Below are 634 nucleotides of genomic sequence, written 5' to 3'. Positions count from 1 at the left end.
CACTAGATTGTGAACAAGCGCAGAAAGAGGAGTGGATTCATCACTGGATCAAACAAGGCTTTGCTGCGTTAGAAGAGAAACTGGCCAAATATCGAGAAGAGCATGGAAACTGTAAATACAGTGTGACTGACTCACCATGCATCGTTGATATTTGCCTTGTGCCTCAAGTCTACAACGCGCAACGTTTTGGAGTTGATATGTCGCCTTATCCGGTTATCAACGCAATTGTAGATGCTTGCAACCAACTGCCAACTTTCATTGATGCCATGCCAGACAATCAACCAGACGCTAACGCTTAATGATTGTTAATCAGGCACGACGTACAAGAGCCAATCCCTAGAAAGATTGGCTTGTTTTTGCTTATCCTCCGTGAACTATTCTTCATCGCTTATGTCATCGCACCTCAAAATTGATAGGTTTTGTTGCTCTGTATAGCATTTCCATTTACGCTTTGAGCAACTAGTTGTTTTGGGCGCACTTTATCTATGACCAACATCTTTATCATTGTTGTTCTTCTGGTTGTATTCTTCATTATTATTCAAAAGTACGTGATTAAGCACGATGACACGCGTGACTATCCATATCGTGCGAAAGGCCCGTTACTAAGAGGGCAAGAAGGTGCTTTTTTCAATGC

The 634-nt window shown here is 42.1% G+C and carries 1 protein-coding gene; it reads left to right on the top strand.

Annotated elements, in window-relative coordinates; translation table 11 throughout:
* Positions 1-299 (top strand): glutathione binding-like protein (locus tag R7Z50_RS28465; protein ID WP_318149876.1); only part of this gene is annotated, 299 nt, incomplete at its 5' end.
* Between the last annotated feature and the right edge of the window lie 335 nt (positions 300-634).

Source organism: Vibrio sp. 1249-1, assembly GCF_033340495.1.
Note: the sequence above shows the minus strand (reverse complement) of the source record. Positions and strands in the feature narration are given on the sequence as shown.